The organism is Janthinobacterium sp. ROICE36, from assembly GCF_002869965.1.
In the GTDB taxonomy this organism is placed as follows: Bacteria; Pseudomonadota; Gammaproteobacteria; order Burkholderiales; family Burkholderiaceae_D; genus Janthinobacterium.
The window spans coordinates 55,077-79,283 of record NZ_PEBS01000004.1 but is presented as its reverse complement, the minus strand read 5'-3'; the positions used below and the strand labels follow the sequence as shown (position 1 = coordinate 79,283).

The following is a 24,207-nucleotide window of genomic DNA, read 5'->3' as shown; positions in this document are numbered from 1 at the left end:
GCGCCCCTCCCCTTGTTTTTTTATATCCACTGCGTACTGTGGTTATCTTGATATTTAGCAAGTATTCTTAAGGCTCGCTTCAGCTTGCGGCCGTAGACTATGTCCCTTGTCGTCAAGAGCCGTGTGGCCCTTTCAGGCGCGGCCAAACAGGTGCACACTGCAGTGTCCATGCACCCTGGCGGCGTTTTTTAGATAAAATATCAACTAGTAAATCGCCATAGCATTTAGGCTATCAGGACGATTAAATGTGCTGATTGGCACTCTCAGGCAGAGAGTGCTAATATAGGGACATACCAACAGCAGCACCGCCATGAGCGCCAGATATAGATGGAGCCGCGATCTGCAAAGTGCAAGACCGAATACGCAAAACCGAACAGACAATCAGGCCACGTCGCGTGACGTGGCCAACTGGAACAAAGCAAGACTACGAGGGAGAAAACATGACTATGATGTCCGCAACGTCCGCATTGGTGCCGACCAAAAATAATGCGCTGGGCCTCGGGTTCACTGGCAATCTGGGCAATATCGACGCCTATATCTCGGCCGTGAATCGCCTGCCCATGTTGACCCACGACGAAGAAATTTCGCTGGCGACACGCCTGCGCGAAAAAAATGACCTGGCCGCCGCGCAAGAACTGGTGCTGTCGCACCTGCGCCTGGTGGTCTCGATTGCCCGCGGCTACCTGGGCTATGGCTTGCCGCATGCCGACCTGATTCAGGAAGGCAATATCGGCTTGATGAAAGCCGTGAAACGTTTCGATCCGGACCAGGGCGTGCGCCTGGTGTCGTACGCCATGCACTGGGTGAAAGCCGAGATGCATGAGTACATCCTGAAAAACTGGCGTCTGGTCAAGGTCGCGACGACAAAAGCCCAGCGCAAGCTGTTCTTCAACCTGCGCAGCCACAAGACGGGCCTGGACGCGATGACGCCGAAGCAAATCGATGCGCTGGCCAAGCTGCTCGACGTGAAACGCGAAGAAGTAATCGAGATGGAAACGCGCTTGAGCGGCCGCGACATCGCCCTGGAATCGCCCACCGACGATGAAGACGACAAGTTTTCGCCGATCGCCTACCTGTCGTCGGAACAAAGCGAGCCGACCAAGGTACTGGAAGCGAAGCAAGTGACGCGCCTGCAATCGGAAGGCCTGGAAACGGCCCTGGGCAAACTCGACGCCCGCTCGCGCCGCATCATTGAGGCACGCTGGCTGGCCAACGACGACGGTTCCGGCGCTACGCTGCACGCTTTGGCAGAAGAGTTCGGCGTATCGGCCGAGCGCATCCGCCAGATCGAAGTGGCGGCGCTGAAAAAAATGAAGGGCGCTCTGGCCGCTTACGTGTAATCGAAAGCAAGAGACGCAATGCAAAAGGCGCCGCAAGGCGCCTTTTAGTTTTACAGTTTGATGTTTATCAACAGATAAACATTGTCAGCCTTTATGCTGCAGCCAAGCCCTTGGTGATCAGCTCGGCGACCAATTCATTCAGATCCGTGTCGCGCTCCTTGGCCAGGGTCTGCAATTGCAACACCAGATCGCTGTTCAGCTTGACGGCGAAGGGCACCAGGCCCAGGGCCTGATCGCGCTTGCGCTGCTCGCGGCGGTCGACGACCACCGCTTCCTTACCGAATGCACCGGCGCCGGGAACATTCATCTTTCCCATCAGTTTCTTGGCATCGCTTTTCGCCAGGGCAGTTTTTTTCATGGTTGTTTCCTGATTTTCAAAACAGCCATTCTACGCAGTAATCGGCGCGCCGCGTGGCCGGCGCATCAATTCATCCTCAGCATGCCTGTGGTGCGCCGGGAAAATATCATTTTGTTATTATTATCCCATGCGCGGAGGCCGCGCCGGGGACGCTCCACCTGAAAGGAAAAATATGCATTACCTCCATGACTCCTATCGTCGCTGGCTATTACCCATAGTCATCGCCTGCCTGGCCGTGCTGGCCGGCTGCGGCGCGGCCGGCAGCGCCGGCGACGCAGAAAACACGCCGCGCAACGTCAGCCACGTGCTCTCGCCGGGCGAACAAGTCGCCATCACGGCCACCGATACCCTGAAACTGGAGCGCGTCAACGACAGCCGCTGCCGCAAGGGCGCCGTGTGCGTGTGGAAAGGTTACGTCAGCTACAGTTTCAGTTTGCTCAACAGCGCGGGCGCCACGGATATCGTGCTGTCCGATTCCATGCCCGGGGCCGCCAGTTCCGTCACCGTCAAGCACCTGACGTTCACCCTGCTCGACGTCGACCCGGCCACGCCGCCCGCCCTGAACGCGGCCGAGCCCACCTATCGGGTCAAGGTGAAGATCACGCAGGGCGCGCTGCCCCGCTAAACGCTAGGCATCGTGGCGCTGGCGGCTGTCGCCGGGCGCCTGCTGCCGCTCAAGCATGCCGTAATCGCGCACCACGCCGGCGATGCGCAGCCGGTAATCATCAAACACGCCGTGCCGGCCGGCCGATTGCGCCGCGCGGTGCGCTTCCAGTTGCCGCCACTGGGGCAGCGCCGCCTCGTCGCGGAAAAACGAGAGCGACAACAATTTACCCGGCTCACTCAGGCTGCTGAAGCGTTCGATGGAAATGAAACCGTCGACCTCATCGAGCAAGGGCCGCAGCGCGGCGGCCAGTTCAAGATACTGCTGGCGCCCTTCGGCGCTGGGTCAGACTTCAAAAATCACGGCGATCATGTCACTTCTCCCGGGAGAAAGACCGGGATGCGCGCGTTCAGCGATGGCAGATAAGACCACGCCAGCGGCAAGCGTTCCAGCGCACCGGCCCACGCCTGCAGGCAGGCCGTGGCGATGGTGTGCGCGATGGACTGGCCCGGACAGACGTGGCGGCCATGGCCAAAGCCTGGCGCCGCAAGCCCGCCAGCATCATGGACGGCGCTGGCCAGCACGACGACGATCATCTGCCCGGCCGGCACGCGCACGCCATTGAACTCCACGTCTTCCGCCGTGTAGCGGCGCGTGTTGTGAATGGAGGGATTATGCCGGCTGACCTCGCGCAGCATGGCCGGCCACTGCTCGGGCGCGGCACGCGGTTGCGTGGACAGTTCCGGTTGCGCGCGCAAGGCCACGACGGCATTGCCCAGCAAGCCGGCCGTGGCGTCGCAGGTCTGCGACAGCAAGCCCACCAGATTGGCCGCCATGCCGCCCGATGCGTGCCAGCCTGCCTGCCCTGCCCCGGCCACGACGTCGTGCAACAAACTGCCGGGCAAGGCCTGCCCCTCGCGCAGCAGCACCGAGAAGCGTTGCAATAGCGCCTCGGCTGCCGCCTGAGCGCCGGCCAGTTGCGCGCCATTGCTCAGCGGCGACAGACAGGCAACAAATTCGCGCGTCCAGGCGGCCAGCGCCGGCCATTGCGCTGGCGCAAAACCCAGCAAGTCAGCCACGGCAAACAGGGGCAGTTCGAAAATCGCATCGTTCAGCCGGGCAGCGCTGCCGGGCAGCTGCGCTTGCGCCAGATGCAGGGTGCGCGCATGCAGGCGCGCCAGGTCCACCCGGTCCAGCGCGCGCGCCAGCACCTGTTTCGGCACGGCATGCCGCTCGCCATCATTCATGCGCACCAGTTCGGCGAAGATCGTGCCGCACGGCGTGCCGGCCAGCGTGTGCGGCACGGCTAGTGCCGGTGGGCGCACGCGGCAAGCGGGATGCGCCAGCACGGCCCGCACGCCGGCTGCGCCCGTCGCCAGCCAGCAGTCGAGTGACGCATCGAAGCGCAGGGCCGGGCCATCGGCCAGGCGGCGATAGTAGTCATACGGCGCCGCGTGGGTGACGGCGGAAAAAGGGTCGGTGGGGTCGATAACAAAGTCGGTGGGCGGCATGCGCATTCCATTGCAGTGAGGTGGGGACACGAGTATGCTGCCCCTTCCACCACAACACTTCGCCCACGAACGAATCATGGATGACAGCCCCCGTCGCCACACGGCCGATGTACGCCTGGCGCAGCTGGCCGGCGCCATCGCCGAACCGGCGCGCGCGCGTATGCTGTGCAGCCTGCTCGATGGCCATGCGCGCACGGCCACGGAATTGGCAGCGCTGGCCGAGGCAGGCGCCTCGACGGCCAGCGCCCATCTGGCGCGCCTGCGCGATGATGGCTTGCTGTCAATGGTGGCGCAGGGCAAGCACCGCTATTACCGCCTGGCCAATGCAGAGGTGGCACGGGCGCTGGAAGCGCTGCTGGTGGTCGCCGGCGTGCCGGCAACGCCCTTTACGCCCACCACGCCGGACCGCTTGCGCCATGCGCGCACCTGTTACGACCACATGGCAGGCACCGTCGCCGTCACCGTGCACGACCAGTTGCACGCGCAAGGCTGGCTGCTGGACGATGGGGGAGAATATCGATTGTCGGAAGCGGGTGCGGCCGGCATGGCGGCGCTGGGCATCGACGTGCCGCAGCTGCAGCTGCAGCGCCGCCGCTTCGCCTGTGCCTGCCTGGACTGGAGCGAACGGCGCGCCCACCTGGGCGGCGCGCTGGGGGCCGCCATTCTGCAGCTGGCCCTGCGCCAGCGCTGGGCCGAGCGCGAACTCGACAGCCGTGCCCTGCGCCTGACGCCCGCCGGCGAGCGGCGCCTGCTGGCCGCATTTACCTGCCCAGAGCCATGTGGCAGCTGAATCCGAGCGGAACATTCGCTACCATCTGCCGCTGGCTGCTGCCGATAGCGGCATCCGGCCTGAGCATGCGCGTGTCCATCGTCGCCGGCATCGCCACGGCTGTCATGCTGCGCCATTGACTGGCGCTCCCCGCCCCGCTTTTGAGCAGACGCCAGGGCGAGGAAGTATTCATCTGCCGGGATAGCGTCCAAGCACCGACAAGTTTGCTAGAATCGCACACGTTTCCGTCCGTATCCCAAGCCATGACTACGCACAGATCGCGCATGCATCCACACTGGTTCACCCCATTTTTCCTCCTTGCACTGCTGAGCGGCTGCACGGTACTCGCCCTGCGCCCCAACAGCGGCGTCGAAAACCGCACGTTTACCGTGCAGGAAACACCGTGCCTGCGCATTGACGCACCCAAGGCGCGCATCCAGAATCCCATGCCCAGCGACCATTTCATCGGCATCGCCCTGTCCGGCGGCGGCAGCCGCGCAGCCAATTTCTCGGCCGCCTCGCTGGAACAGCTGGAGCAGTTCGGCCTCGTCAGCGGCGCCTCGGCCATCTCCGGCGTCTCGGGCGGCGCCATCGCGGGCGGCTACTATGCGCTGCATGGCAAGCAAACGGACTGGCCCTTGCTGCGCAGCAAGCTGAAAACGGATTTCTTCGGCCAGACCATTTTGAAACCCGCCAACCTGACAACGATGTTGTTGACGAACAAGACGCGTACCTCCTTCCTGTCCGACGTGTTCGATGATGTGCTGTACGACAAGAAAACCTACCAGGACTTGCCGCATGACGGCCCCATCTTCCTGGCCAACGCGACGGACGCCACCGATGGCGGCAAGCGCGTGGTGTTTTCCTATGAGTATTTTTACGCCACCCTGCATTCGCCGATCCAGGATATCCGCCTGGCCACGGCCGTGGCCACCTCGGCCGCCTTTCCCGGCGTGTTCGATTCCGTCACCTTCGAGCGTTTCCGGCCGAAAAACAGTTTCGTGCCGGAACTCGGTTCCGAATCGCGCGAATCGCCGTCCTATGTACATCTGTTCGACGGTGGCGCGGCCGACAACCTGGGCGTGGAAACCCTGTGGGACGTGGGCCTGACGCAGCTGTACGGCAACGACATGGCCGTCGTGCCGCCGCGCCTGAACAGCAAGCCCTTCATCCTCATTTCCATCGATGCCAACGCGCCCAATTCCAGCGCCGTCTTTGAAAAAATGTCGGACGAGCGCCAGCCGCTGGACCGCATCTTCAACAAGAATATCTACGATGCCGTCGACGCCCTGTTTTCGCGCCAGCGCAAGGAAAACCTCGTCAAGATGGGCTTTGGGCAAGCCCGCTTCGATACCATCACGCATGAAAACTTTGGCGACCTGAGCCAGAAATTCGTCAAGGGCAAGCGCACCTCGGCCTTTGCCATTCCCGTGCTGTGCCGGCCCCATCTGGGTCAGTACCGCTGCGAAGTGGATGCAGCCGATCCCTTGCCGGGCCAGATCCGCACGCGGCTGGAAGGTTTTGCCTGGCATATTTCCATCGACCAAATCGCCTCGCTGGCGCTGCGCCTGTCCAGCGGCGATGCGCAAGTCGACGGCGCGCGCAAGGAAGAGCGCGCCGCCCTGGTCAAGCTGCAACGTCTGGCCACGCAGACGAAAACCCATCTGAAGCTGACGGGTCCGGAAAACTGCAGCCCGGACGTCTTGCAAGCAGCCCTGTACAGCGCCGCGCGCGTGCTGATCCTCGACGACGAGGAATCGCGCTTCGCCCTGTGCGACTACATGCTGGCGGGCCAGCTGATCAATGACGACACCGTCTGCAAGCAGCGCTATGTGCACGCCGTGCCGCGCTTCGCCATCGAAAGCGAAGATTTGCAGTACCGCAACCTGAGTTCGGATGGCAATTCGGTCAACGTACCCATCCGCTGCAAGAAGTGAGCGCGCAAAAGAAAACCCGCACGATCGCTCGTGCGGGTTTAGCGCAAGGATTCCAAGCGCCCGGTTGACTTAGATCAACCGACTACGCCTGCGCATGTAGCTGCGGCTTAATGCGCCTTCCAGTTCCTGCTCCGTTTTATGCTGGTTCACCGTGTACATGGCCCACAGGGCCGCCGGCGCCCAGCCGATCACAGTGCACTGCAAGATCAAGGCGGCGGCACCGGCCAGCGGGCGCCCCAGCATGAAAAACGTGAGACACGGAAGTAGCAAGGCTATCAGCAATCGCATCACGACATACTCTCCTAAACTTAGAGCAGCGGACAAGGGCCGGTATCCGGTCCGTCCCCCGCCCGCTGCGTACTGCTCCTTATAGATGCACGGCTATCTGCGGCATCAAGTCGTCGAAAGTGCGACCGTTGCCGTTTTCGCCGATGGCGTGCATCTTCCATTCGCCGTTATGGCGGTACAGCTTGGCCATGATCTGTGCCGTGTGAGTTCCTTGCACAGACAGGTTGAAACGCGCGACTTCCTGGTTATTGCTGGCATTCAAGATGCGGCAATAGGCGTTTTCCACCTGCGAGAAGTTCTGGCCAGTAAAGCTGTTGACGGTGAAGACCAGACTTTTCACGTGCGCCGGCACTGCCGACAGATCGACATTTATCTGTTCGTCGTCGCCATCGCCCGCGCCCGTGCGGTTGTCGCCCGTGTGAACGATGCTGCCGTCCTTGCTTTTCAGCTGGCGGAACCAGACGATGTCCGACGTTCCCTTGTTTTCATCGAACATGACGCACGAAGCGTCCAGGTCGACGGCTTCCGTCTTCGAACCGAAACCAAGGAAACCCTTGGTCTTGACGGCATCCCAGCCCAGGCCCATGGTGATACGGGTCAGGGTGGCACCAGCTTCTTTGTCCAGAGAAATCTTCTGGCCTTTGCTCAATTTGACAGACATACGCATTGCTCCTGTTTGGTTAATTGCATCAAGTAATCATTACGCCGGCTTGCTTTGCGTCCAGGCGAGGAAGGCCGCGCGGTTGCGCGAGCACACGAGGATTTTCCCAGTGCCTGAAAACTTCAGCACCATGCCTTCGCCGCTGGTCTGGCTATTGATCAAATTGCCCAGAAAGCCGCCGCTGCTGCCGGTCGTCATGGAAATGTCGTATTGCAGGCGGTTGTCCCAGCACACGACGTGCGAGTTATCGATCACCACGTCCTTGCCAGGCGTCACTTCGAGTATCGACATCGCGCCAAAACCGGACACCGCCAGCTGGCCGCTGCCTGCCGTCTCGGTGATGAAAAAACCACCGCTCTGGGCAAACAGCGCATTGCCAAGGCTTTGCGTGCGCACCTTCAATTCCACGCCAGCACTGGCCGCCACGAAGGCGCCGTCGCTGATCATGTATTGCTGGACGCCCACCTCGAGCACCCGCATCGCGCCAGGCAAAGTGGGTGACAGCAGGCAGTCGCCGTCGCCCCGCATGGCCTCGATATGCTGCTGAAAGAACGATTCCCCGTTGGCAAAGGTGCGCATCAGCGCAGCGCCTATGCCGCCCGTCATCTTGCCTTTCAGCTCAAGATTGGTTTCCATCATCACCATCGCGTTCGATTCACAATAAATCTTCTCGCCCTTGGCCAGCGACACATGCAGGAAGGGATCGACGTCCCCGGTAATATTGAACACTGGCATATCTGTTCCTTCCTCAACGCAGTGATGATGGGAGCGCTCCAGACAGCGGACCGCCCTGATCGTTTACAACTTAAACACCGACGCCAAAGGAGGCGGCGAGTGGGCCCAGGCCGCCCTGGTAGCCCTGGCCGATGGCCTTGAATTTCCAATCGGCGCCATTGCGGTAGATTTCACCGAAGACCATGGCCGTTTCCGCCGAACCGTCTTCCGACAGATCGAAGCGGGCGATTTCCGTGTTGCCATTGGCGTTGACGCAGCGCACGTAGGCCTTCGACACCATACCAAAGTTTTGCTTGCGCGCTTCGGCATCGTGTATCGTCACGCAGACGGCGATCTTGTCGATCTCGGCTGGCACCGCAGCCAGGTCGACGATGACGGTTTCATCGTCGCCATCGCCGGCGCCGGTGGTGTTGTCGCCCGAGTGGGTGACGGAACCGTCGCTCGATTTCAGGTTGTTGTAAAAAATCATGTCGACGTCGGCGCGTACCTTGCCGTCGGCCTTCAGCAGGAACACGGAGCCGTCGATGTCGAACGCGGCGCCATCGGTGGCGCGGGCATCCCAGCCCAGGCCGATGATCATCTTCGAAATGCCGGGGGCTTCTTTGCTCAGGTTGACGTTGCCGCCTTTTTGCAGACTGATTGCCATGATGTATTTCTCCTATGTGGGTTGTGTATGACCAAACACCTGGCGCCCTCCACCGGCCTGACTCCCCAGGCCGGCGGCGACGCTTGCTACAACTTGCCGACAAACGGGTGTATCGTTTGCCGCGCATTCTTTACACTGCTGTTGCCTTGACCGGCTCCAGCGCTTGCGTCTGGCCTTCTTCGAGGGCCATCCTGCGCTTGTAGCGGATCGACGACCACAGCGAGGCGAGAATGAAGGCCACGCCAATCAGACCCGTGAAGATCTCGGGAATGTGGAACTTCATGCTGACCAGCATGATCACGGCCAGGATACCGATCGCATAGTGCGCGCCGTGCTCCAGATAAACGAACTCGTCGAGCGTGCCCTTGCGCACCAGGAAGACCGTCATCGAACGCACGAACATCGCGCCGATTGCCAGGCCCAGCATGATGATCACGACATCCTTGGTGATGGCAAACGCGCCGATCACGCCGTCAAAGCTGAACGATGCATCGAGCACTTCCAGGTACAGGAAGCCGCCAATACCGCCGCGCTTGACGATGTCGCCCATGTTGCCGTCGCCGTTATCGCCTTCCAGCAAGCCACTGATCACATCAACGCCCACATAAGTCAAAATACCCCACAGGCCGGCCGTCAAGACCACCAGCTTCTGGCCTTCGTCGATCATCGACAGGCTGGCCATCAGGGTACCCAGCGCGATCATCACGGAAATCGACGAGATCTTGCCCAGGGCGCCCAGTTTTTCTTCAATACGGCCCAGCCAATGCGTTTCTTTTTCCGCGTCCAGCAAGAAGTTCAGGAACACCAGCAGCAGGAAGATGCCGCCGAATGCCGCCACTTCCGCGTGGTGATTCGTCAGGTGCATCGAATACTGCTCCGGATTGCTCAAGGCCAGATTCCATACTTCCAGCAAGCCCAGGTCCGCCGCTTGCGCCACGATGACCAGCGGGAACAGCAAGCGCATGCCGAAGACGGCGATGATGATACCCACGCCGAGGAACAGGTTTTGCCAGAACTTGTCCCAGTTCTTTAACACGGAAGCATTCACCACCGCGTTGTCAAACGACAGCGAGACTTCCATCACGCCCAGGATCACCGCAATGCCCAATGCCGACAGCATGGTCGACACGCCACCGTGCGTGTAACCCCACCAGGCGGAAATGCCCAGGCAGATAAATGTCACTAGAAATGACATTCTGAAGTGTTTCATCGATAGTTCCCCTTTATCCACATTCAATGGAACGTAGTATAAGGACATGTGGCACATTTAAAAATGGAAGATAATGGAAGCATTACTTCGTAAAAACAGAAGATAGAGGATGCAGCGATGAAAACCACGGGTTTCAATTACCGCCATTTGTACTTCTTTTGGGTGGTCGCCAAGGAAGGCGGCGTGACGCGCGCGGCCGAACGCCTGGGACTGGCCGTGCAAACCATCAGCACCCAGTTGGCCCTGCTGGAAAAGGAACTGGGCAGATCCCTGCTGCAGCCGCAGGGAAGGCGTTTGGTGCCGACGGAAGCGGGCCGGCTGGCGCTCGGCTATGCGGACCAGATTTTCCTGCTGGGCGAGCAGATGCAGGATGCGCTGGCAGATACCGACGCGGAAAAGATGCGCCTGACGGTGGGCATTTCCGATTCCCTGCCGAAACTGATGGCCTACCGCATGCTCGACGCCACGCGCAGCCTGGACCAGCCCGTCAAACTGGTGTGCCTGGAAGACGAATTTGAGTCCCTGCTGGCCGACTTGGCCCTGCACAAGCTGGACCTGGTGTTGACGGACCGCGCCGTGCCGGCCGGCGCCAGCCTGCGCGTGTCCAGCCACCTGTGGGGGGAAAGCGCCATGAAGCTGTTCGCCATCCCCGCGCTGGCCGCGCAATACCGCGACAATTTCCCGCACAGCCTGCACGGCGCGCCCTTTTTACTGCCGGCGCGCAATAACGCGCTGCGCGGGCGCATCGACGAATGGATGGTGCAGCAAGGCGTGCGCCCCGACGTGGTCGGTGAATTCGAGGATAACGCCATGCTCAACGCGTTTGGCCGCAAGGGCCTGGGCCTGTTCTTTGCCTCGGCCAGCCTGGCCGACGAGATCGAGGAGCAATTCGGCGCCGTGCTGGTGGGCGACGCCTCGTCCCTGCGCGAACAGTTTTACGTCATCTCGAACGAGCGCAAGATCATGCACCCGGCGCTGGACGTGATCCTGGCGGCCATCCAGCGCTCGCCGAAGATTCACAAGGAAACCTGATAAATCCATTCGAAAATAACGTTTGAATAATCAATCAAAAGCGATTGTAATGAAGCCTGAGACAAACACGCGCCTGTCCCTCGCCGGAAAGGCGCGATCACCATAAAAAACAGGAGCGGCAGCATGTCCACGGCAGACAAGACGATCGATATACCCGATCTCATCAATAACAACAAGATCGGCTCCTTCCAGATCGGCATGCTGATACTGTGCGGGCTATGCGTCATCATGGATGGCTTCGACGTGCAAGCCATGGGTTATGTGGCGCCCGCCATCATTGCCGACTGGCATGTCAGCAAGGCCAACCTGGGCCCCGTGTTTGGCGCGGGCCTGCTGGGCATGCTGGTCGGCTCGCTCGTCTTCAGCATCACGGCCGACAAGTTCGGCCGCCGTCCCGTGCTGATCGGCTCGACCATCTTCTTTTCGCTGTGCATGCTGGTCACGCCGCTGGCCACCAACATCGAGCAATTGCAGCTGATCCGTTTTATCACGGGACTGGGCCTGGGCGCCGTGATGCCGAACGCCATGGCGCTGGCGGGCGAATACAGCCCCCTGCGCAAGAAAGTCACGCTGATGATGCTGGTCTCCTGCGGCTTTACCTTGGGCGCCGTGCTCGGTGGGCTGTTGTCCGCCGCGCTGATTCCCGCCTTCGGCTGGCAATCCGTGTTTTACGTGGGTGGCGTGGTGCCGCTGGTGATCGGCGTGCTGATGTTCTTCCTGCTGCCGGAATCGATGCAATTCCTGGTATTGAAGAAACGCAAGCTGGACAAGGTGGCGCAGTGGTTGAAACGCATCGACCCGACGGTGACCATCACGGCCGACACGCAATACGTCGTGCATGAAAAGGCACACAAGGGCGCGCCCGTGCTGCAATTGTTTACGGACGGCCGCGCGAAGATGACGATCTTGTTGTGGGTCATCAACTTCATGAACTTGCTCAATTTATATTTCCTGTCGAACTGGCTGCCGACGATCGCCAAGGAAGCGGGCCTGTCCACGGCCAACGCCGTGCTGGCCGGCACGGCCCTGCAAGTGGGCGGCACCATCGGCACCCTCGTCATGGGCCAGCTGATCGACCGTTCCAGCTTCCGCCGCATCCTGCTGCCGTGCTTCCTCGTTGCCGCAGTCGCCATTGCCCTGATCGGCCGTCCCGACGTGTCGCTGGCCTTCCTCTTCATCACCATCTTCATCGCGGGCTTTTGCGTGGTGGGCGGTCAACCTGCCGTGAATGCCCTGGCGGCCAGCTATTACCCGACCACCCTGCGCTCGACGGGCATAGGCTGGAGCCTGGGCATCGGGCGCATCGGCTCCATCATCGGCCCCGTGCTCGGTGGCGAGCTGATCCGCCTGAACTGGCCCAACAGCACGATTTTCCTCGTCCTCGCCATCCCCGCCATCGTCTCGGCCGTCATGGTCTTTTGCATGCGCGGCGGGCCGCAAACGGCCGCCCAAGAGTAAGGTCCCCGGCCGCGCGCCCGCCGCTACCAGGCGGCGTGCGCGGCTAAATTAGGCTATGGTGGCCTTCGTCGTTTAAGATGACGTTTTACCAGCCCATCTTCTGCGCCCCCATGCACAATGTCTTGCTAGTCCTGCTCGCCCTCTTCCTGGTCGCGCTGAACGGTTTTTTTGTTGCCGCCGAGTTTGGCATCGTCACATTGCGACGCACGCGCATCCGCGCCATCGCCAAGACACAGGGATTGCGGGGCAGCATCCTGGCCAAGGTGCATGGCCAGCTGGACGCCTACCTGTCCGCCTGTCAGCTGGGCATTACCCTGGCGTCGCTGGGCCTGGGCTGGGTCGGCGAACCGGCGTTTGCCGGCTTGCTGGAACCCGTGTTCGGCGCCGTCGGCATCACCTCGCAAGAGCTGATACACGGCGTCTCCTTCGTCGTCGCCTTCAGCGTCATTTCCTTCCTGCACATCGTCGTGGGCGAACTGGCGCCCAAATCGATGGCCATCCGCAACCCGGAAGCCGTCGGCCTGTGGAGCGCGATTCCCCTGTATGGTTTCTATTGGGCCATGTATCCGGCCATTTACCTGCTCAACGCCAGCGCCAACTGGGTGCTGCGCATGGCGGGCCTGTCCGGCAAGGGCGGCCACGATGCCCATTACTCGTCCGAAGAACTCAAGCTGATCCTGCGCACCAGCCAGCCCGGCGAGAAGTTTACGCGCGACGAACGCAACATTCTGGCCCAATCGCTCGATTTCGAACAGATGACGGTGTCGGACCTGATGCGCCCGATCAATGAAGTGATCGCCCTGCACGCCTCGAGCACGCTGGAAGAAAATCTCGACACGGTGCTGCGCAACCGCTTCAGCCGCTACCCGTATTTCGACATGAATGAAGACGATGTGCTGGGCGTGGTGCACTTGAAAGACCTGTTTTTTGCCCAGCAGGCGGGCAAACCGATCAGCTCGCTCACGCCGTTTTTACGTCCCGTGGACATCATTTCCGCGCGCACACCGGCGCTGGAACTGTTCCGCCGTTTCCGCGATGGAGCGCCCCACTTCGCCCTGATCGGCGAAAAGGGCAAGCGCCCGCTGGGTTTCATCACGCTCGATAACTTGCTCGGCGCCATGGTCGGCGAAATCCGCGATGAATTCCGCCGCAATGAAAACGACTGGCTCAAGCAAAGCGACGGCACCCTGATCGGCAAGGCCAGCATGCCCATCTTCTCGCTCGAACGCATTCTCGGCATCGATATTGAAAACGAGGAGCTGGGACTGGATGATGTGGAATCGGTGGGTGGCTTGATCATGGTCAAGCTGGGGGATATTCCGAAGCAGGGCCAGCGCATCACCTTTGTCGACTTCGACATCGTCGTCAAGAAGATGAACGGGCCCCGCATCGTGCTCATCAAGGTGATCCCCAAGCAGGAGCGGGATCTGGATGCGGACTTACGCGATTAATCTTTTTTCAAGGTAAGCGTATCTTTGCCCTGCGGCACGGTGGTCTCGCCCAGCGTCCACGTTTGCAGCAGGCTGTACAGCACCGCCAGCAGGGTCGGCCCGATGAAGATGCCGACGAAGCCGAAGGCCAGCACGCCGCCCAGCACGCCCAGCAGCACCAGCAAAAACGGCAGGCTGCTGCCGCGGCTGATCAACATGGGTTTGACCACATTGTCCACGCCGCTGATCAGCAGCGCGCCCCATACCAGCATGAAAATGCCCCAGCCCGTCTGCCCGTCCGTAAACAGCCAGATGGCGGCGCCGCCCCAGATCAGCGGCGGCCCCACGGGGATCAGCGAAAAGATGAAGGTGGCCACGCCCAGCAGCGCCACGGCGGGCACGCCGGCGATCAGAAAACCCACCACGGCCACCAGGGCCTGCGCCAGCGCCGTGCCCAGCAAGCCGTACATGACGCCGCGCACGGTGCGGCTGATGGTCAGGCCCACGCCCGGCGCGCTGTTGCCGATGATGCGGCCGGCGCCCGTCATCAGGGCACGGCTCAGTTGCTGGCCATCGCGGTAGAGGAAGAAGCTGACAAACACGGCCAGGCTGGTCTGCGCCAGGCCCGTGCCCAGCAAGATGCCGCCGGAAGCGAGGAAATGGCGCGCCGGCTCCAGCATGGTCTTACCCAAATTCAATAATTCCTCGCGGTCGTCCAGCAGGCGGCGCACGTAACCATCGACGGTTTCGCCCACCACGGGGATGCTTGCCAGCCAGGCCGGCGGATGCAGGCCGCCCGATTCCAGCGCCGTGCGCAACTGTTCATAGATGCGCGAGACATTGTCGGCCAGGTTGTAGGTGACGAGGGCCAGCGGCAGCACGATGACCAGCACCAGGGACAGGGTCATGATGGCGGCCGCCCAGTTGCGCCGGCCTTTCAGGCGCTCGAGCAGCAGCAGATACAGGGGCCAGCTGGAAATGCCCACGCAGGCGGCAAACAGCATGGCGGCCAGGAAAGGCCGCAAGACGAAAAAGCAGCCTATCAACAAGAAGATGATGGCTGCCAGGCGGGCGTGAGGCTCGAAACGTTTGTCCATGTACCGCATATCCTGAAGATGGCGCCTGGGGGCGCGACCGGGTCAGGATAGCAGAAGTTTAAGATCGTGCGCGATGGCGGCGGGTTTTTCGCCGTGGCGCACGAACAGGCGGATCTTGCCTTCGCGGTCGAATACATAGGTGCCGGCCGTGTGGTCGACCGTGTAGCTGCTATCCGTTTCGCCCTCGACCTTGGCGTAATACACCTTGAATTCCTTGGCCACCTTGGCCGTCGCGGCCGCATCGCCATACAGGCCCACAAAACGCTTGTCGAAGGCGGGCACGTATTGCGCCAGCAAGGCTTGCGTGTCGCGCTCGGGGTCGACGGTGACGAACAGCACTTGCACCTGGTCCGCCTGCGGGCCCATTTCCTGCATCACCTGTGCCATGTCGGCCATGGTCGTGGGGCACACATCCGGGCATTGCGTGTAGCCAAAGAACATCAGCACCAGCTTGCCCTTGTAGTCGGCCAAGGTGCGCGGGTGGCCCGTGTGGTCCGTCAGTGCGAACTCGCGCGCGTAGCCCAGGCCCGTCACGTCCGTATTCTTGAATTCCAGCTTGGTCGCGGCAGGTTTGCCGCAACCGGCGAGGACGGCGACCAGGGCGGCGGCCAACAACAAGGTCAGGTATTTTTTCATGTTCCGAGGGGAATGTAGTGGTCGACCAGCAGGGCCGCGAACAGCAATGCCAGGTAAATGATGGAATAGGTAAACGCTTTGCGCGCGATCAAATCCGTGTAGTGGCGGTACATCTTCCACGCGTAATACAGGAAGCCGGCGTTCAGCAGCACGGCCGAGGCCAGGTAGATCAGGCCGCTCATGCGCACGGCAAAGGGCAGCAAGGTGGTGGCGGCCAGCGCGATCGAGTACAGCCAGACGTGGAATTGCGTGAATTTCAAGCCGTGCGTGACGGGCAGCATGGGCAAGCCCGAGCGCGCGTAATCGTCGCGGCGGTACATGGCCAGGGCCCAGAAATGCGGCGGCGTCCAGACAAAAATGATCAAGACCAGCAGCCACGCCTGCATCGGCACGTCGTTGGCCACGGCAGCCCAGCCCAGCGCGGGTGGCATGGCGCCGGACAGGCCGCCGATGACGATGTTTTGCGGCGTGGCCGGTTTCAGCACCATGGTGTAGATCAAGGCATAGCCAACAAAGGTGACAAAGGTCAGCCACATGGTCAGCGGATTGACGAGGTTGTACAAAATCGCCATGCCCAGGCCGCCGATCACCAGCGCGAACACCACCGTCTGCTTGACGCTGATGTCGCCCATGGCCATGGGGCGGCGCGCCGTGCGGGCCATGCGCGCATCGATTTCACGCTCGGCCAGGCAGTTGACGGCAAACGCGGCGCCGGCCAGCAGCCAGATGCCCAGGGTGCCGAACACCACCGCGCGCCAGTCAGGCAACTCCTCGCTGGCCAGGAACATGCCGATGACGGCGCAAAACACGGCCAGTTGCGTCACGCGCGGCTTGGTCAGCGCCCAGTACTGGGCGATGCGGGGGGAAGGTTTACGGCGGATGGTCTGAGTAGTCATTTATGCGGTACGGGAAAGACTGGCTGGTGCCGTGGGCACTGTCGCGGAGGCGCAAGCGCGCTCAACAGTGCGCGCAACATCGAGTTGGAATTTAGCCTTGTAGTTTAACATGGTCAGCAACAACACGAGCAGCGCCGCCCCGCCGTTATGCAGGACGGCAATCGACAATGGCCAGCTCAGGTAAATCGTCGCCAGGCCCGTGGCTGCCTGCAAGGCCAGCACCAGCGCAAGCCAGCGCGCCGTGCCGCGCAGGGACGGCAGGCTCCACGCGCGCAACACCGTATAGCCGACACCGGCCAGCACGATGAAGGCGAAGTTGCGGTGCACCCAGTGGATGGCCGTCAGCGCCGAAAACGGCAAGTAATGGCCGGCGGCCGTCTTGCCCAGCTCGCGCCACAAATGGAAACCATGCTCGAAATCCATCTCTGGAATGACTTTTCCGCCGCACAAGGGGAAATCCGTGCAAGCCAGGGTGGCGTAGTTGGTGCTCACCCAGCCGCCCAGCGCGATCTGCACGGTCAAGAGCAGCAGCGACAGGACGGCCAGCGCGCGCACGGGACGCAGCACGGCAGCGTCCGCATCGGCGCGCAGCAGAGGTTTGACGGCGTGATCCTGGCGCCCGCCCAGCCACGTCAGCATGGCCAGCAAGCCCATGCCCAGCAGCAAGTGGATGGTGACGATGACCGGTTGCAGCTTCAGGGTCACGGTCCAGGCGCCGAACGCGCCCTGCAGGCAGACGAACAGGAACAACGCCGTCGGCAGCGCCGGGGCGAACTCTGCGCGTTTGCTCTTGCGCCACTGGCGCCACGCCTGCACCATCATCGCCACGATCAGCACGCCGATGGCCATGGCCAGGTAGCGGTGCGTCATTTCGATCCACGCTTTCACCACCGTCACGGGTCCCGTCGGCATCAGGGTTTGCGCCGCCACGATGTGCTCGTGCGCGAGGAAAGGATTGGCCGAGCCATAGCAGCCTGGCCAGTCAGGACAACCGAGACCGGAATCGGACAGGCGCGTAAAACCACCAAACATGATCAGGTCGACCGTCAAAAAGACGGCGATCCACACCAGCTTGCGGTATTTATTGGCGTCTGCGGATACCCACACCATGGTCAAGGGCAGCAGCGCCACCAGCAAACCTGTCAAGCCCAGCTGGGCCAGCGCGGAGAGATGCATCGTCGGCATGCAGACTCCTCAACCGATCGCCGAAGCTTTGAGCAGCTTGGCGATATCTTTCTTGATCTTGTTCGGGTCCGCATCTTTCGGGAAGCGCATCATCAGATTGCCCAAGGGATCGATCAAATACAAATGCTCGCTGCTCTTGCCGCCCGCCTCCACGGGCAACCAGGCTTTCAGGGCGTCATTATTCACGCGCAGCATGCTGGTGCCGTCGAATTCGCGCATCACCAGGGTGTCGAGCGGCTGCGCATCGGTCACCAGCCAGACTCTTTCCAGGCGTTCGCGTTCCTTGCCTTGCATGAGGCGCAATTGTTGCATGTCAAACAATTGCTTCTTGCACGCGGCTTGGCAATCGGACGGTCCCGTCTGCAGCAGCACCCACTTGCCCTTGAATTGCGCCAGCGGAGCGGCCTTGCCGTCGAGTTCCGTCACCTGCAGCTGCGCTTCGGGTATCGGGTGCAAGCGGGGATCGATCAGGGCGCCATAGTTGTTGCGGCCCGTGGGCTTGATGATGTAATACGTAAAATACGAGGCGATGATGGGGAAGGCGCACACAGCCACCACGGCCAGCAGTTTCCAGCGTCCGCTGTTCTGCGTCTGTTTCTCGGGGCTGTCTTGCGTTGCTTCAGGGCTGTTTGTTTGCACGTCGAAATCCTGTAAAGACAAAAAATAAAAAAGCCATCAGTGCCAGTGCGTACCACTGGAATGCATAGCCGCGGTGCTTGTCTGCGCCCAGGTCGGGCGCCGGCCAGTCGCGCACGGGAAGCGCGCTGGACGCTGGCGCCGCAGCCAAATCCATTGTTTGTTCGAGAAGGAAGGGCTGCAAGGCCAGGCCGCTCGTCTGGGCCAGCTGAGCGATATCGGCATTTTGCACGATGGCGTGCGGCGCCAGGGCCGGCGCCGTGCCCAGTTCCATCACGTGACCGGCGTTCAGGCGCGCGATGCCGCTAATGGTGACTGTGCCGGTGGGCGTGGCGTAATCGGGGATGCGCGTGCGCTCGGCATTGTTGCGCGGCAACCAGCCCTGCGCCACCAGCACGTGCATCTGGGAACCGTCGATCTGGAACGGCGTGAGCACGTGAAAACCCGCCTGGCCCTTGTACGGGCGGTTGTCCAGGTACACCGTCCAGGCGGGCACGAAGCGGCCCGTGACGGTGACGCGGCGATATTCGATGGCGTGCGCATCGGCCGGCAGCAAGGGCGCGGCGCTCAAGGCCAAAGGCGCGGCCTGGTTGCCCGCCGCGAGCCGGGCGGCGCGGGCGAGTTTCTCGTCGCCACGGCGCTGCTGCCATTGCGCCAAAGAGACACCCAGGGCCACCAGTAGCAGCATTACAACAAATGGAATCCATCTAAAATGGAAGCGGATACGCATTACAATGAAACCTCCTCAAGCCTGGCGCTACCATCCATGAAAATCCTCGTTGCCATTGCCTTCATCCTGATCCTGGGCAGCCTGGGCTCGGCCCTGTTCTTCCTCATGCGCGACAAGGGCAAGAGCAACCGCACCGTGCAGGCGCTGGCGCTGCGCGTGGGGCTGTCGATCACCCTGTTCCTGCTGATCCTGCTGGCGCATCATCTGGGCTACATCCAGCCGACGGGGATTCATTAAGCCCGCTCTTGCCTGATTGGCAAATTCTTCACACTAAGAAAAAAGCCGTAGCCAGGATCTCCCGGTACGGCTTTTTTTATGGTGCAGGCCGCCTAACAACGGCGCGCGCCTTGCCCCGCCATTATAACCAATACACGACCACGTACAGGCCCAGCCAGACGACGTCGACAAAGTGCCAGTACCAGGCGGCACCTTCGAAGCCGAAGTGATGCTCGGGCGTGAAGTGGCCTTTCAGCACGCGGTACAGGATGACGGAGAGCATGATGGCGCCCAGGGTCACGTGGAAGCCGTGGAAGCCCGTCAGCATGAAGAAGGTGGCGCCGTAGATGCCGGACGTCAATTTCAAGTTCAGTTCGCTGTAGGCGTGCATGTATTCGTAGACCTGGAAGCCCATGAAGACGGCGCCCAGCACGATGGTGGCAAACAGGAACAGGGCCGTCATGGCGCGGTGGCCGGCGCGCAGCGCGTGGTGCGAGATGGTCAGGGTGACGCCCGACGTCAGCAGCAAGGCCGTATTGATGGTCGGAATCCAGAACGGCGTCATGGTGGTAAATTCCTGCACCGTGCCGGCCGGGCCCGTATTACCCCAGTGGGCGGCGAAATCGGGCCAGATCACCTTGTGGTCGAGGTCGGCCAGCCACGGCATGGAAATGCTGCGCGCATAGAACAGGGCGCCGAAGAAGGCGGCGAAGAACATGACTTCCGAAAAGATGAACCAGCTCATGCTCCAGCGGAAGGAGTGGTCGATGCGCTCGCTGTACAGGCCCTGTTCCGATTCGCTGATGGCGTCGCCGAACCAGAAATACAGCACCAGCAGGATACCGGCGATGCCGATGAAGTTCAGATAGGGTCCCCACGACACGTCGTTGACCCAGGCCGAGGCGCCTACCATGGTCAGCAGCAAACTGGCGCCGCCCAGCATGGGCCAGCGCGAGGGGCCGGGCACGAAATAATAAGGTACGGCGGCGTGGTTGGAACTCATCATCATCTCCTCAAAAACTGATACGGTGGTTTTTTATAATTTATAAAACGACGAATTTAACAATCGAAATCAGGATGCCGATCAGGCAAGCCACCACCAGGAAGCCGGCGATGACGATGTGCACGGGATTGAGCTTGGCCGAATCCGTGTCGAAATCGCTCTTGCGGCGCAGACCCGTGAATGACCACACGACGGCGCGCAGCGAATACAGGAACGACGCTTTTTCAGGCTGCTTGGATTCGCCCATGGCACTCTCCTATTGGACGGCCGGCGTCTGAGCCTGGCTCAAACCGGCAATCTCGAAAAACGTGTACGACAGGGTGATGGTTTTTACCTCTTTCGGCAGGGCCGGATCGAGGAAGAACACCACCGGCATCTGCCGCGCTTCGTGGGGTTTCAAGGTCTGCTGCTTGAAGCAGAAGCACTCGACCTTCTTGAAATGCGGCGTGGCACTTTGCGGCGCATAGCTGGGGATGGCTTGCGCGTTGACGACGCGGTTTTGCGTGTTGACCACTTCATACAGAACGGTCACCAGTTCGCCCGGATGCACTTGCATGCTCGACACGGTCGGGCGGAAGCGCCAGGGCCCCTGCGCATTGCCGTCGAACTCGACGGTGATGCTGCGCGTCTTGTCGACCTGCGTATTGTTATCGTAGGCCACCGTGCCATCTTTTTGCGTCAGCACGTTGATGCCCATTACTTCGCAAATCTGCTTGTAGACGGGAATCAGGGCATAGCCAAAGCCAAACATCAGGATGGCAATGACGATCAGCTTGCCCAGCATCTTGCGGTTCAGGCCGCGTGTTTCCTGTTGCATCGGCGTCGTCACGTCAGAGCCACATGTGCTTGACGAATACGGACAGGAAGAAGAAGGCCGCCAGGGCGGCCAAGATCAGCCCGGTACGCAGATTATTCGGTTTTTTACGTTCGGTCATGACAGGCACTTTATTCAAGACGGGCCGCGCAACACGCCGGCCCGGGATACCTTATTTCACTGTCGGCGGCGTTTCAAACGTGTGGAATGGTGCCGGGCTCGGCACGGTCCATTCCAGGCCTTCCGCGCCTTCCCATGGTTTCGCTGGCGCAGCCTTGCCGCCGCGAATGGTCGGCAAGACCACGAAGAACAGGAAGTACACCTGCATCAGGCCAAAACCGAAGCCGCCGATCGAGGCGATCATGTTGAAGTCCGTGAACTGCGCCGGATAGTCGGCGTAGCGGCGCGGCATGCCGGCCAGGCCCAGGAAGTGCATCGGGAAGAAGGTCACGTTGAAGGTGATCAAGGACAGCCAGAAGTGAATCTTGCCGCGCGTCTCGTTGTACATATGGCCCGTCCATTTCGGCGACCAGTAGTAGAAGCCGGCGAACAGGGCAAACAGCGAACCGGCCACCAGCACATAGTGGAAGTGCGCCACCACATAATAAGTATCCTGCAGCTGGATGTCGATCGGCGTCACGGCCAGGATCAGGCCCGTGAAGCCGCCCATGGTGAAGACGAAGATGAAGCCTACCGAGAACAGCATCGGCGTCTCGAACGTCATGGAACCCTTCCACATGGTGGCGATCCAGTTGAACACTTTCACGCCCGTCGGCACGGCGATCAGCATGGTCGCGTACATGAAGAACAGCTGGCTCGTCACCGGCATGCCGGTGGTAAACATGTGGTGCGCCCAGACGATGAAGGACAGGATGGCGATCGAGGCCGTGGCGTAGACCATCGAAGCGTAGCCGAACAATGGCTTGCGGGCAAACGCGGGCAGGATCTGCGAGACGATGCCGAAAGCCGGCAAGATCATGATGTAGACCTCGGGATGGCCGAAGAACCAGAAGATGTGCTGGTACATGACAGGGTCGCCGCCACCTGCCGCGTTAAAGAAAGACGTGCCGAAATGGCGGTCTGTCAGGGTCATGGTAATGGCGCCAGCCAGCACGGGCATGACGGCGATCAACAGATACGCGGTAATCAGCCAGGTCCAGCAGAACATCGGCATTTTCATCAGGGTCATGCCCGGTGCGCGCATGTTCAGGATGGTGACGATGATGTTGATCGAACCCATGATGGACGAGGCACCCATCAGATGCATGGCGAAAATGGCCATGTCCATGCCAGGGCCCATTTGCGTCGACAGCGGCGCATACAGGGTCCAGCCGGCAGCCGTGGCGCCGCCCGGCACGAGGAAGGATGTGGCCAGCAGCAGCGCGGCCGGCGGCAGCAGCCAGAACGAAAAGTTGTTCATGCGGGCAAACGCCATGTCGGATGCGCCCACTTGCAGCGGGATCATCCAGTTGGCATAGCCCACGAAGGCCGGCATGATGGCGCCAAACACCATCACCAGGCCGTGCATGGTGGTCAGTTGATTAAAAAATTCAGGGTGGAAGAATTGCAAGCCCGGGTGAAACAGTTCCGTACGGATCATCAGGGCCAGCACGCCGCCCGACAGCAGCATGATGAACGAAAACCACAGGTACAGGGTACCGATATCCTTGTGGTTGGTGGCAAACAGCCAGCGGCGGTAGCCAGTCGGGTGGTCGTGGGCATGGTCGTGATCGTGACCGGCGTGGTCCAAGGTGCTCGTGCTCGTACTCATATGCGGCTCCTAATTACTTGCGTGCAGCCACGACTTCGGCTGGTTGAACGATGTTCTCTTCGGCCTTGTTCGACCAGGAATTGCGCGTGTAAGTGATTACTGCGGCAATTTCCGTGTCGGACAGCTGTTTCCAGGCGGGCATTTCCGCTGGATACTTGCCGCTCTTTTGCCCGTTCAGCAAGACATGCAACTGTGCCGCTTTCGGACCGTTCACCACGGCAGAGCCGTCCAGCGCTGCAAACGCACCGGGCACGCCCTTGCCGGTCGCCTGGTGGCAGACCACGCAGTTGGCCGTGTACACTTTCTCGCCCTTGACCTTCAATTCGTCGATGGTCCAGACCTTGCTCGGATCATCGGCCAATGCCGCCATTTCTTTTTGTTTTACATCAACCCAGGCCTTGTAGTCATCGTTTGATACGACCTTGACGACGATGGGCATGAAGGCGTGTTCCTTGCCGCACAGTTCGGCGCAATTGCCGCGGAAGGTGCCGATATGGTCGGCCTTGAACCAGGTGTCGCGCACGAAACCGGGAATCGCATCCTGCTTCACGCCAAAGGCGGGCACGGACCAGGCGTGGATGACGTCGTTGGCTGTCAGCACCACGCGGATCTTCTTGTTGACCGGCACCACGACTTCATTGTCGACTTCGATCAGGTAGTTTTCACCGCGTTTTTCCGTCGGCGGCACGCCTGGCGCACCCACTTGCGAGCGCGGCGTGGCCAGGTTGGAGAGGAAGGAAATGCCTTCGCCCTCGCCTTTCAGGTAGTCATAGCCCCATTTCCATTGCATGCCGGTGGCCTTGATGGTGATATCGGCGTTCGAAGTGTCCTTCATGCCCAGCACGGTGCGCGTGGCAGGCAGGGCCATGCCGATGACGATCAGGAAAGGCACGACGGTCCAGGCGATCTCGACGGTGGTACTTTCGTGGAAGGTGGCCGGTTTGTGGCCCAGGGACTTGCGGTGCTTGAAGATGGAATAAAACATGACGCCGAACACAGCCACGAAGATCACCAGGCAGATGATCATCATCAAGGTGTGCAAATCGTAGATTTCATGGGCGATCTGTGTCGCCGGCGGTTGCAGATTCATTTCGAACGGCACGGGACCACCTGTACCGGGATAGGTGCCGGCAGCCGGTGCCGCCGTGGCCCATCGCCCGATGCCAAACGCTGTCAAAGACAGCCCGAGCAGCAACGATTGAAGTCGCTTTGCATGTGTCATGTTTTCCCCAACCACCCAAAAA

At 61.0% G+C, this 24,207-nt stretch carries 28 protein-coding genes and 1 pseudogene; 9 read left to right on the top strand and 20 right to left on the bottom strand.

What is annotated here, in order from left to right:
• Positions 1 to 446 precede the first annotated feature (446 nt).
• Positions 447 to 1,340: an RNA polymerase sigma factor RpoH gene (gene rpoH / locus CSZ94_RS03000; RefSeq protein ID WP_102120138.1), complete on the top strand. Its 894-nt coding sequence runs from the start codon at positions 447 to 449 to the stop codon at positions 1,338 to 1,340.
• A 91-nt stretch (positions 1,341 to 1,431) separates the two neighbouring features.
• Here the strand turns inward: rpoH and CSZ94_RS02995 are convergent, their stop codons facing one another.
• Positions 1,432 to 1,698, bottom strand: coding sequence for a hypothetical protein (locus CSZ94_RS02995; protein ID WP_102120137.1), 267 nt, complete (start codon positions 1,696 to 1,698; stop codon positions 1,432 to 1,434).
• 172 nt (positions 1,699 to 1,870) lie between these two features.
• Here CSZ94_RS02995 and CSZ94_RS02990 point away from each other — a divergent pair, with 172 nt between their 5' ends.
• Positions 1,871 to 2,323, top strand: coding sequence for a hypothetical protein (locus CSZ94_RS02990; RefSeq protein ID WP_102120136.1), 453 nt, complete (start codon positions 1,871 to 1,873; stop codon positions 2,321 to 2,323).
• Positions 2,324 to 2,326: 3 nt separating this feature from the next.
• Here CSZ94_RS02990 and CSZ94_RS02985 read toward each other — a convergent pair.
• Both CSZ94_RS02985 and CSZ94_RS02980 read right to left on the bottom strand, forming a co-directional pair.
• Positions 2,327 to 2,674: pseudogene (locus CSZ94_RS02985) on the bottom strand (antibiotic biosynthesis monooxygenase family protein).
• Positions 2,671 to 3,813 (bottom strand): cytochrome P450, encoded by a 1,143-nt coding sequence (locus CSZ94_RS02980; protein ID WP_102120135.1) that lies wholly within the window; start codon positions 3,811 to 3,813, stop codon positions 2,671 to 2,673. The pseudogene CSZ94_RS02985 and the gene CSZ94_RS02980 overlap by 4 nt, the downstream one beginning before the upstream one ends.
• A gap of 76 nt (positions 3,814 to 3,889) precedes the next feature.
• On the opposite strand from CSZ94_RS02980, the gene CSZ94_RS02975 reads away from it, so the two are divergent.
• From CSZ94_RS02975 to CSZ94_RS02970, 3 genes are all read left to right on the top strand, one after another.
• Positions 3,890 to 4,603 carry an ArsR/SmtB family transcription factor gene (locus tag CSZ94_RS02975; protein ID WP_102120134.1) on the top strand — a complete coding sequence of 238 codons (714 nt, stop codon included), beginning with the start codon at positions 3,890 to 3,892 and terminating at the stop codon, positions 4,601 to 4,603.
• Positions 4,591 to 4,722, top strand: a complete 132-nt coding sequence (locus CSZ94_RS28440; RefSeq protein WP_258000747.1) for a hypothetical protein — start codon at positions 4,591 to 4,593, stop codon at positions 4,720 to 4,722. The genes CSZ94_RS02975 and CSZ94_RS28440 overlap by 13 nt, the downstream gene beginning before the upstream one ends.
• 144 nt (positions 4,723 to 4,866) lie before the next feature.
• Entirely contained in the window at positions 4,867 to 6,519 is a 1,653-nt protein-coding gene (locus CSZ94_RS02970) for a patatin-like phospholipase family protein (RefSeq protein ID WP_180977340.1), read from the top strand.
• Between the two features lie 69 nt (positions 6,520 to 6,588).
• Here the strand turns inward: CSZ94_RS02970 and CSZ94_RS02965 are convergent, their stop codons facing one another.
• The 5 genes from CSZ94_RS02965 to CSZ94_RS02945 form a co-directional block, all read right to left on the bottom strand.
• Positions 6,589 to 6,807, bottom strand: a complete 219-nt coding sequence (locus CSZ94_RS02965; RefSeq protein WP_102120132.1) for a YqaE/Pmp3 family membrane protein — start codon at positions 6,805 to 6,807, stop codon at positions 6,589 to 6,591.
• Positions 6,808 to 6,886: 79 nt separating this feature from the next.
• Positions 6,887 to 7,468 carry a TerD family protein gene (locus tag CSZ94_RS02960; protein WP_102120131.1) on the bottom strand — a complete coding sequence of 194 codons (582 nt, stop codon included), beginning with the start codon at positions 7,466 to 7,468 and terminating at the stop codon, positions 6,887 to 6,889.
• 39 nt (positions 7,469 to 7,507) lie between these two features.
• Complete coding sequence (locus CSZ94_RS02955; protein WP_102120130.1) at positions 7,508 to 8,203, bottom strand: TIGR00266 family protein; 696 nt, start codon at positions 8,201 to 8,203, stop codon at positions 7,508 to 7,510.
• A 70-nt stretch (positions 8,204 to 8,273) separates the two neighbouring features.
• Positions 8,274 to 8,849: a TerD family protein gene (locus CSZ94_RS02950; RefSeq protein WP_102120129.1), complete on the bottom strand. Its 576-nt coding sequence runs from the start codon at positions 8,847 to 8,849 to the stop codon at positions 8,274 to 8,276.
• Between the two features lie 130 nt (positions 8,850 to 8,979).
• Positions 8,980 to 10,059: a DUF475 domain-containing protein gene (locus CSZ94_RS02945; RefSeq protein ID WP_102120128.1), complete on the bottom strand. Its 1,080-nt coding sequence runs from the start codon at positions 10,057 to 10,059 to the stop codon at positions 8,980 to 8,982.
• A gap of 117 nt (positions 10,060 to 10,176) precedes the next feature.
• Here CSZ94_RS02945 and nhaR point away from each other — a divergent pair, with 117 nt between their 5' ends.
• The 3 genes from nhaR (at position 10,177) to CSZ94_RS02930 (ending at position 14,000) form a co-directional block, all read left to right on the top strand.
• Entirely contained in the window at positions 10,177 to 11,091 is a 915-nt protein-coding gene (nhaR, locus tag CSZ94_RS02940; RefSeq protein WP_102120127.1) for a transcriptional activator NhaR, read from the top strand.
• 123 nt (positions 11,092 to 11,214) lie between these two features.
• Positions 11,215 to 12,549, top strand: a complete 1,335-nt coding sequence (locus tag CSZ94_RS02935) for an MFS transporter (RefSeq protein WP_102120126.1) — start codon at positions 11,215 to 11,217, stop codon at positions 12,547 to 12,549.
• A gap of 110 nt (positions 12,550 to 12,659) precedes the next feature.
• Positions 12,660 to 14,000, top strand: coding sequence for a hemolysin family protein (locus CSZ94_RS02930; RefSeq protein WP_102120202.1), 1,341 nt, complete (start codon positions 12,660 to 12,662; stop codon positions 13,998 to 14,000).
• Here CSZ94_RS02930 and CSZ94_RS02925 read toward each other — a convergent pair.
• The 6 genes from CSZ94_RS02925 to CSZ94_RS02900 are packed head-to-tail and all read right to left on the bottom strand — an operon-like array spanning position 13,997 to position 19,159.
• Positions 13,997 to 15,076: an AI-2E family transporter gene (locus tag CSZ94_RS02925; protein ID WP_102120125.1), complete on the bottom strand. Its 1,080-nt coding sequence runs from the start codon at positions 15,074 to 15,076 to the stop codon at positions 13,997 to 13,999. The two genes, CSZ94_RS02930 and CSZ94_RS02925, sit on opposite strands and share 4 nt — an antisense overlap.
• Before the next feature lie 42 nt (positions 15,077 to 15,118).
• A complete protein-coding gene (locus tag CSZ94_RS02920; protein ID WP_102120124.1) occupies positions 15,119 to 15,712 on the bottom strand; it encodes an SCO family protein in 594 nt (197 codons plus the stop codon).
• A complete protein-coding gene (gene cyoE / locus CSZ94_RS02915; protein WP_102120123.1) occupies positions 15,709 to 16,608 on the bottom strand; it encodes a heme o synthase in 900 nt (299 codons plus the stop codon). The genes CSZ94_RS02920 and cyoE overlap by 4 nt, the downstream gene beginning before the upstream one ends.
• Complete coding sequence (locus CSZ94_RS02910; RefSeq protein ID WP_102120201.1) at positions 16,609 to 17,784, bottom strand: COX15/CtaA family protein; 1,176 nt, start codon at positions 17,782 to 17,784, stop codon at positions 16,609 to 16,611.
• Positions 17,785 to 17,802: 18 nt separating this feature from the next.
• Positions 17,803 to 18,432 carry an SCO family protein gene (locus CSZ94_RS02905; RefSeq protein ID WP_102120122.1) on the bottom strand — a complete coding sequence of 210 codons (630 nt, stop codon included), beginning with the start codon at positions 18,430 to 18,432 and terminating at the stop codon, positions 17,803 to 17,805.
• Positions 18,413 to 19,159, bottom strand: a complete 747-nt coding sequence (locus CSZ94_RS02900) for an SURF1 family protein (RefSeq protein ID WP_102120121.1) — start codon at positions 19,157 to 19,159, stop codon at positions 18,413 to 18,415. Before CSZ94_RS02900 ends, CSZ94_RS02905 begins: the two co-directional genes overlap by 20 nt.
• A gap of 36 nt (positions 19,160 to 19,195) precedes the next feature.
• Between CSZ94_RS02900 and CSZ94_RS02895 the strand changes: the two genes are divergently transcribed.
• A complete protein-coding gene (locus CSZ94_RS02895; protein WP_046683386.1) occupies positions 19,196 to 19,396 on the top strand; it encodes a twin transmembrane helix small protein in 201 nt (66 codons plus the stop codon).
• Between the two features lie 121 nt (positions 19,397 to 19,517).
• Here CSZ94_RS02895 and CSZ94_RS02890 read toward each other — a convergent pair whose 3' ends face one another.
• From CSZ94_RS02890 to coxB, 6 genes are read right to left on the bottom strand one after another with little or no spacing between them, the layout of a single operon-like run.
• Positions 19,518 to 20,378 (bottom strand): cytochrome c oxidase subunit 3, encoded by an 861-nt coding sequence (locus tag CSZ94_RS02890; protein ID WP_102120200.1) that lies wholly within the window; start codon positions 20,376 to 20,378, stop codon positions 19,518 to 19,520.
• 40 nt (positions 20,379 to 20,418) lie between these two features.
• Positions 20,419 to 20,625 (bottom strand): DUF2970 domain-containing protein, encoded by a 207-nt coding sequence (locus CSZ94_RS02885; protein WP_034749002.1) that lies wholly within the window; start codon positions 20,623 to 20,625, stop codon positions 20,419 to 20,421.
• A 9-nt stretch (positions 20,626 to 20,634) separates the two neighbouring features.
• Complete coding sequence (locus CSZ94_RS02880; protein ID WP_102120120.1) at positions 20,635 to 21,195, bottom strand: cytochrome c oxidase assembly protein; 561 nt, start codon at positions 21,193 to 21,195, stop codon at positions 20,635 to 20,637.
• A 13-nt stretch (positions 21,196 to 21,208) separates the two neighbouring features.
• A complete protein-coding gene (locus CSZ94_RS28250) occupies positions 21,209 to 21,313 on the bottom strand; it encodes a cytochrome oxidase small assembly protein (RefSeq protein WP_219725958.1) in 105 nt (34 codons plus the stop codon).
• 51 nt (positions 21,314 to 21,364) lie between these two features.
• Entirely contained in the window at positions 21,365 to 22,963 is a 1,599-nt protein-coding gene (gene ctaD / locus CSZ94_RS02875) for a cytochrome c oxidase subunit I (RefSeq protein WP_034749009.1), read from the bottom strand.
• Between the two features lie 13 nt (positions 22,964 to 22,976).
• Positions 22,977 to 24,185: a cytochrome c oxidase subunit II gene (gene coxB / locus CSZ94_RS02870; RefSeq protein ID WP_102120119.1), complete on the bottom strand. Its 1,209-nt coding sequence runs from the start codon at positions 24,183 to 24,185 to the stop codon at positions 22,977 to 22,979.
• Positions 24,186 to 24,207 lie beyond the last annotated feature (22 nt).

Excerpts from the sequence above, each read along its gene's own strand:
- CSZ94_RS02895 (WP_046683386.1), top strand. The coding sequence starts at position 19,196 with ATGAAAATCCTCGTTGCCATTGCCTTCATCCTGATCCTGGGCAGCCTG.
- rpoH (WP_102120138.1), top strand. The coding sequence starts at position 447 with ATGATGTCCGCAACGTCCGCATTGGTGCCGACCAAAAATAATGCGCTG.
- cyoE (WP_102120123.1), bottom strand. The coding sequence starts at position 16,608 with ATGACTACTCAGACCATCCGCCGTAAACCTTCCCCCCGCATCGCCCAG.
- CSZ94_RS02880 (WP_102120120.1), bottom strand. The coding sequence starts at position 21,195 with ATGCAACAGGAAACACGCGGCCTGAACCGCAAGATGCTGGGCAAGCTG.
- CSZ94_RS02975 (WP_102120134.1), top strand. The coding sequence starts at position 3,890 with ATGGATGACAGCCCCCGTCGCCACACGGCCGATGTACGCCTGGCGCAG.
- CSZ94_RS28250 (WP_219725958.1), bottom strand. The coding sequence starts at position 21,313 with ATGACCGAACGTAAAAAACCGAATAATCTGCGTACCGGGCTGATCTTG.
- ctaD (WP_034749009.1), bottom strand. The coding sequence starts at position 22,963 with ATGAGTACGAGCACGAGCACCTTGGACCACGCCGGTCACGATCACGAC.
- CSZ94_RS02965 (WP_102120132.1), bottom strand. The coding sequence starts at position 6,807 with ATGCGATTGCTGATAGCCTTGCTACTTCCGTGTCTCACGTTTTTCATG.
- CSZ94_RS02920 (WP_102120124.1), bottom strand. The coding sequence starts at position 15,712 with ATGAAAAAATACCTGACCTTGTTGTTGGCCGCCGCCCTGGTCGCCGTC.
- CSZ94_RS02925 (WP_102120125.1), bottom strand. The coding sequence starts at position 15,076 with ATGGACAAACGTTTCGAGCCTCACGCCCGCCTGGCAGCCATCATCTTC.
- CSZ94_RS02885 (WP_034749002.1), bottom strand. The coding sequence starts at position 20,625 with ATGGGCGAATCCAAGCAGCCTGAAAAAGCGTCGTTCCTGTATTCGCTG.
- CSZ94_RS02900 (WP_102120121.1), bottom strand. The coding sequence starts at position 19,159 with ATGCGTATCCGCTTCCATTTTAGATGGATTCCATTTGTTGTAATGCTG.
- CSZ94_RS02890 (WP_102120200.1), bottom strand. The coding sequence starts at position 20,378 with ATGAGTTCCAACCACGCCGCCGTACCTTATTATTTCGTGCCCGGCCCC.
- CSZ94_RS02910 (WP_102120201.1), bottom strand. The coding sequence starts at position 17,784 with ATGCATCTCTCCGCGCTGGCCCAGCTGGGCTTGACAGGTTTGCTGGTG.
- CSZ94_RS02935 (WP_102120126.1), top strand. The coding sequence starts at position 11,215 with ATGTCCACGGCAGACAAGACGATCGATATACCCGATCTCATCAATAAC.
- coxB (WP_102120119.1), bottom strand. The coding sequence starts at position 24,185 with ATGACACATGCAAAGCGACTTCAATCGTTGCTGCTCGGGCTGTCTTTG.
- CSZ94_RS02945 (WP_102120128.1), bottom strand. The coding sequence starts at position 10,059 with ATGAAACACTTCAGAATGTCATTTCTAGTGACATTTATCTGCCTGGGC.
- CSZ94_RS02970 (WP_180977340.1), top strand. The coding sequence starts at position 4,867 with ATGCATCCACACTGGTTCACCCCATTTTTCCTCCTTGCACTGCTGAGC.
- CSZ94_RS02980 (WP_102120135.1), bottom strand. The coding sequence starts at position 3,813 with ATGCCGCCCACCGACTTTGTTATCGACCCCACCGACCCTTTTTCCGCC.
- CSZ94_RS02960 (WP_102120131.1), bottom strand. The coding sequence starts at position 7,468 with ATGTCTGTCAAATTGAGCAAAGGCCAGAAGATTTCTCTGGACAAAGAA.
- CSZ94_RS02930 (WP_102120202.1), top strand. The coding sequence starts at position 12,660 with ATGCACAATGTCTTGCTAGTCCTGCTCGCCCTCTTCCTGGTCGCGCTG.
- CSZ94_RS02995 (WP_102120137.1), bottom strand. The coding sequence starts at position 1,698 with ATGAAAAAAACTGCCCTGGCGAAAAGCGATGCCAAGAAACTGATGGGA.
- CSZ94_RS02950 (WP_102120129.1), bottom strand. The coding sequence starts at position 8,849 with ATGGCAATCAGTCTGCAAAAAGGCGGCAACGTCAACCTGAGCAAAGAA.
- nhaR (WP_102120127.1), top strand. The coding sequence starts at position 10,177 with ATGAAAACCACGGGTTTCAATTACCGCCATTTGTACTTCTTTTGGGTG.
- CSZ94_RS28440 (WP_258000747.1), top strand. The coding sequence starts at position 4,591 with ATGTGGCAGCTGAATCCGAGCGGAACATTCGCTACCATCTGCCGCTGG.
- CSZ94_RS02955 (WP_102120130.1), bottom strand. The coding sequence starts at position 8,203 with ATGCCAGTGTTCAATATTACCGGGGACGTCGATCCCTTCCTGCATGTG.
- CSZ94_RS02990 (WP_102120136.1), top strand. The coding sequence starts at position 1,871 with ATGCATTACCTCCATGACTCCTATCGTCGCTGGCTATTACCCATAGTC.